General features: G+C 61.9%; 4 protein-coding genes and 2 pseudogenes. 4 read left to right on the forward strand and 2 right to left on the reverse strand.

Annotated elements, in window-relative coordinates:
* On the reverse strand, positions 1-408 hold a 408-nt coding region (locus VL202_RS18920), incomplete at its 3' end, for an alpha/beta hydrolase (protein ID WP_325465630.1).
* A gap of 148 nt (positions 409-556) precedes the next feature.
* Between VL202_RS18920 and VL202_RS18925 the strand changes: the two genes are divergently transcribed.
* From VL202_RS18925 to VL202_RS18940, 4 genes and pseudogenes are all read left to right on the forward strand, one after another.
* Positions 557-1,468 carry a LysR family transcriptional regulator gene (locus tag VL202_RS18925; protein WP_325465631.1) on the forward strand — a complete coding sequence of 304 codons (912 nt, stop codon included), beginning with the start codon at positions 557-559 and terminating at the stop codon, positions 1,466-1,468.
* A 128-nt stretch (positions 1,469-1,596) separates the two neighbouring features.
* Positions 1,597-2,757, forward strand: coding sequence for an ABC transporter substrate-binding protein (locus VL202_RS18930; protein WP_325465632.1), 1,161 nt, complete (start codon positions 1,597-1,599; stop codon positions 2,755-2,757).
* A 192-nt stretch (positions 2,758-2,949) separates the two neighbouring features.
* Positions 2,950-3,945 carry an ABC transporter ATP-binding protein gene (locus VL202_RS18935; protein WP_325465633.1) on the forward strand — a complete coding sequence of 332 codons (996 nt, stop codon included), beginning with the start codon at positions 2,950-2,952 and terminating at the stop codon, positions 3,943-3,945.
* A pseudogene (locus VL202_RS18940) lies at positions 3,942-4,835 on the forward strand (ABC transporter permease); the annotation flags it as partial. The gene VL202_RS18935 and the pseudogene VL202_RS18940, both read left to right, overlap by 4 nt.
* A gap of 30 nt (positions 4,836-4,865) precedes the next feature.
* Here VL202_RS18940 and VL202_RS18945 read toward each other — a convergent pair.
* Positions 4,866-4,983: pseudogene (locus VL202_RS18945) on the reverse strand (ABC transporter permease); the annotation flags it as partial.

A 4,983-nucleotide genomic window follows, 5' to 3' on the forward strand; every position in this document is an offset into this window, starting at 1 on the left:
AACCTCGAAACAATCGTCGAACGCCGCCGGCCAGACATTCTCCGGCGCAAGGCGATAATCGACCGAGACCAGCTCGACTTTTGCCGCATTGGCGATCTCGGCGCAGATCGCGTCATGGCTCTCAAGCGACCCGACGACAAAGCCGCCGCCATGAATGTAGAAGACCCGCGTCTCGGTCACGATCTCGGCTGGCCGGTACCGCCGAATGGGGATGCGACCGCCAACCACCTCATCCTGCCGCGTCAACCCTGCCGGTGACGGCGCATCGAACTCGGCGCAGAGCGCATCGTACCAGGCCCGCTGCTGCGCGATATCAGCGTCCACCGCATCAGAGGGATAGAAATCCTCGCAGCGCTTGTGGAAGGCAAGAATGCCGGGTTCGGTGGGGATTGGGCGCTGATTACTCATCGATACATCTCGCTGCTGATTCCTCACCCTAACTTGAAATTTTACATGGTTCTGTCCTTGATCCGACATTGTCACCAAACATCGCAGGCCAAAGAGGGGCGATTTCCTCTGGCTTGCCATCCCCCCCTGCTGCCGTGTTAGCTAGATCATGGCCTTCACCCTCCGTCAGCTCCAGTATTTCATCGCCGTCGCCGAACAGGGGTCCATTACCCGGGCGGCGCAGAATCTGTCGATCTCGCAATCCTCGATCACCGAAGCGGTGAAGGAACTGGAGACCGATCTCGGCGTCGAACTGTTCGAGCGTCATCCGCGCGGGCTGCACATCACCCATAACGGCCATCAGTTCCTGCGCCATGCGACCAAGATCCTCGCGGGCGTTTCCGATGCCCGGCGCGCCTTCTCGCAGGAGCGCGAGGAACGCACCGGCGGCAAGCTCAATCTCGGGGTGACGTCGCTGGTGGCCGGCTACGTGCTATCGGACCTGCTCGCCCGTTATCGCCGCGCCTGCCCCGGCGTCGAGGTCAGCGCCATAGAGGACAATGGTTCCTATCTTGAACATCTGCTGGTTGGCGGCGAACTCGATGTCGCCGTCATGGTCATCTCCAACCTCCGCGACCGCATGGCGCTGCAGGCGGAGATCATCGAGACCTCGCCCTACCGTCTCTGGCTGCCGCTCGGCCATCCGCTGGTGTCAGCCGATATCATTTCCGTTGCCGATATCGCCAAGGAACCGCTGATCATGCTGACGGTGGATGAAATCGAGGAGAATACCGGCAAGCTTTTGACCGCACTCGGCGCCCGCCCGCATGTGGCGTTTCGGACGCGCTCCGTCGAAGCGGTGCGCAGCCTCGTCGCCACCGGCGCCGGGATCGCGCTGCTCCCCGATCTCGTCTATCGACCATGGTCACTGGAAGGCGACCGCATCGAAAGCCGCGACGTCTCCGGCGCCCTGCCCGTCGTCCAGGTCGGCATGATCTGGCGCAAGGGCTCCGGCCTGCCGCAGTCAGCGAGGGATTTCATCGGGGTTGCCGAGGCACTGCGGAGTGGGCGATCCCGCTGACATTGACCGATATCGGAAAAACCGATAGCACCATTCTGGTGAATACATTTGCGAAAGCGGCAAAATCACGGCACCTTTCCTCCCGGGAACAAGACCGAAAAATTCGGACACCAAACGGGAGACTGAAGATGAAGCAGATTCTGAAATCCTGCACCGCGCTCACCCTTTCGCTGGCATTTGCCACCCATGCTTTCGCCGCCGACCCCTTGAAGGAACTCGGCAAGGGTGAAGGCGAACTGTCGATCGTCGCCTGGGCCGGCTATATCGAGCGCGGCGAGACGGACAAGGCCTATGACTGGGTCACCTCCTTCGAAAAGGAAACCGGCTGCAAGGTCTCGGTGAAGACCGCCGCCACGTCCGACGAAATGGTCGCGCTGATGAACGAAGGCGGCTTCGACCTCGTGACCGCGTCTGGTGACGCCTCGCTGCGTCTCGTTGCCGGCAAGCGCGTCCAGCCGATCAACACCGATCTGATCCCGAGCTTCAAGACTGTCGATGAGCGCATGCAGTCGTCGCCCTGGTATACGGTCAACGGCGTGCATTACGGCGTGCCCTATGTCTGGGGCCCGAACGTGCTGATGTACAATACCGAAGCCTTCAAGGGCGAAGCGCCGAAGAGCTGGGATGTCGTCTTCAAGGACATGAACCTGCCGGACGGCAAGCCCAACAAGGGCCGCGTCCAGGCCTATGACGGCCCGATCCATGTGGCGGATGCGGCCAACTACCTGATGTTCCACGACAAGGAACTCGGCATCAAGGACCCCTACGAGCTCAACGAAGACCAGTACAAGGCCGCCCTCGACGTCCTGCGCACGCAGCGCACGCTGGTCGGCCGCTACTGGCACGACGCGATGATCCAGATCGACGACTTCAAGAACGAAGGCGTCGTCGCCTCCGGTTCCTGGCCGTTCCAGGTCAACCTGATGGAAGCCGAAAAGCTGCCGATCGCCTCGACCATTCCGGAAGAGGGCGTGACCGGCTGGGCCGACACGACCATGCTGCATGCCGAAAGCGCTCATCCGAACTGCGCCTATATGTGGATGGAACACTCGTTGTCGCCGAAGGTGCAGGGTGACGTCTCCGCCTGGTTCGGCGCCAATCCGTCGGTCGGAGCCGCCTGCAAGGGCAATGAACTGCTGGGCGAAGCCGGTTGCAAGACCAACGGCTACGAGGACTTCGACAAGGTCAAGTTCTGGAAGACGCCGGTCACCAAATGCGAAAGCCAGGGCGAGTGCGTGCCCTATCACCGCTGGGTCTCCGACTATATCGGCGTTATCGGCGGCCGGTAAGCGGCGAACGCGGATTTGATCTCCCCCCTTCAGGGGGAGATGTCAGCGTAGCTGACAGAGGGGGGTGGTTCTCCCCGGCCTCGGAAATACCCCCTCTGTCCCTCCGGGACATCTCCCCCTCAAGGGGCGAGATTACAACGACCTTCATCGCTTTCTCGTGATGGGAACGATGACGCTTGCCACGGAGCATCCATGACCGCCGTCCTGTTTCAAAACGTCTCGCGTCATTTCGGCGCCGTCAAAGCCGTGGATGCGGTCGATCTGGAAATCGCTGAAGGCGAGTTCTTCGCCATGCTCGGCCCGTCTGGTTCCGGCAAGACGACGTGCCTCAGGCTGATGGCGGGCTTCGAGCAGCCGACCCACGGCCATATCGAGATTTTCGGCGAGACCGCAGAGGGCGTTCCGCCCTATCGCCGCAGCGTCAACACGGTCTTCCAGGACTATGCCCTCTTCCCGCATCTCTCCATTCTCGACAATGTCGCCTATGGCCTGATGGTCAAGGGCGTGGCGAAGGAAAAGCGACGCAAGGCGGCCGAGGATGCGCTCGCCATGGTGAAGCTGCCCGGTTATGGCCAGCGCCGGCCGGGCCAGCTGTCGGGCGGCCAGCGTCAACGCGTGGCGCTTGCCCGGGCGCTCGTCAACAAGCCCAAGGTGCTGCTGCTCGACGAGCCGCTCGGCGCGCTCGACCTGAAGCTGCGCGAGCAGATGCAGGAGGAACTCAAAAGCCTGCAGAAATCGCTGGGCATCACCTTCGTCTTCGTCACCCATGACCAGGGCGAGGCCCTGTCGATGGCCGACCGCATCGCCGTCTTCAACGAGGGCAGGATTCAGCAGCTCGGCAGTCCGGAAGATATCTACAAGCGGCCACAGACACGCTTCGTCGCCGACTTCGTCGGATCGTCCAACGTCCTGTCGAGCGCGCTTTGCACCAAGCTCGGCGTCTCGGCAAAAGCGGCGAGCCTTAGACCCGAAGCCATCGCCATCGGCGCCTCCTCGACGAGCCAGCTCACGTTGCGCGGCAAGGTGACGGCCCGCAACTTCCTCGGCGCGGTCAATCGCGTCAGTGTCGATTGCGGCGGCGAAAAGATCATCGTTGCCAGCCCGGCCGCCCTGCCCGTTCCCCAGATCGGCACTGACGTCACGCTTGTCTTTTCGCGCAACGACCTTCACCTGATGGAGGACGCATGAGCGCGCTCGCAACCCAGGCGACAATTCTGCCGAATCGGCCGGGGCTGACGGGGCGGCTGTCGGATTTCCTCTGGAAACATCCGCAAATTCTGCTCCTCATCCTGCTCGGCCCGCCGGTGCTATGGCTCGGCATCATCTATCTCGGCTCGCTCTTTGCGCTGCTGCTGCAGAGCTTCTTCTCGATCGATGATTTTTCCGGGCTGATCAATTACGAGTTCACGTTCGCAACCTACAAGCAGCTGCTGTCGGACGCCAATTTCGACATCATCGTCCGCACGGTGACGATGGCGGTGGTCGTCACGATCTTCTCCGCGCTCATCGCCTTCCCGATCGCCTATTACGCGGCCCGCTACGCCAGGGGCCAATGGAAGGCCGTCTTCTATCTCGGCATCATGTTGCCGCTCTGGTCGAGTTATCTCGTCAAGATCTACGCCTGGAAGCTGATCCTCGCCAAGGAAGGCATCCTGACCTGGGCCTTCACAAAGCTGCACCTGCTCTGGCTGCTCGACGCCTGGCTGTCGCTTCCGATCATTGGCGGCAATTCGCTGTCGGTCAGCTATACCGGCACATTCATCGTCTTCGTCTATGTCTGGATGCCGTTCATGATCCTGCCGATCCAGGCAGCACTCGAGCGCGTCCCCGGCAACCTGATCGAAGCCTCGTCCGATCTCGGCGGCACACCGCAGCAGACCTTCCGCCACGTGCTGTTTCCGCTGGCACTGCCCGGCTTCGTCGCCGGCTCGATCTTCACCTTTTCGCTGACGCTTGGCGACTACATCATCCCCCAGATCGTCGGCTCTTCGCGCCTGTTCATCGGCCAGGCCGTCTATGCGCAGCAGGGTACGGCCGGCAATATCCCGCTCGCGGCCGCCTTCACCGTTGTGCCGATCTTCAGGGGTAGCGGCGCGGATGTGGAACGGTCAGAGCGCATCGAAGGCTCCCATGCGTTTGGCCATCCAGAGATAGAGGCCCATGATGACGATCGGCACAACGGTGAAGGCGGCCGCGAGCGGGATATTGCCGGCCGTACCCTGCTGC

The organism is Pararhizobium sp. (genome assembly GCF_035497515.1).
Lineage (GTDB): Bacteria > Pseudomonadota > Alphaproteobacteria > Rhizobiales > Rhizobiaceae > Pararhizobium.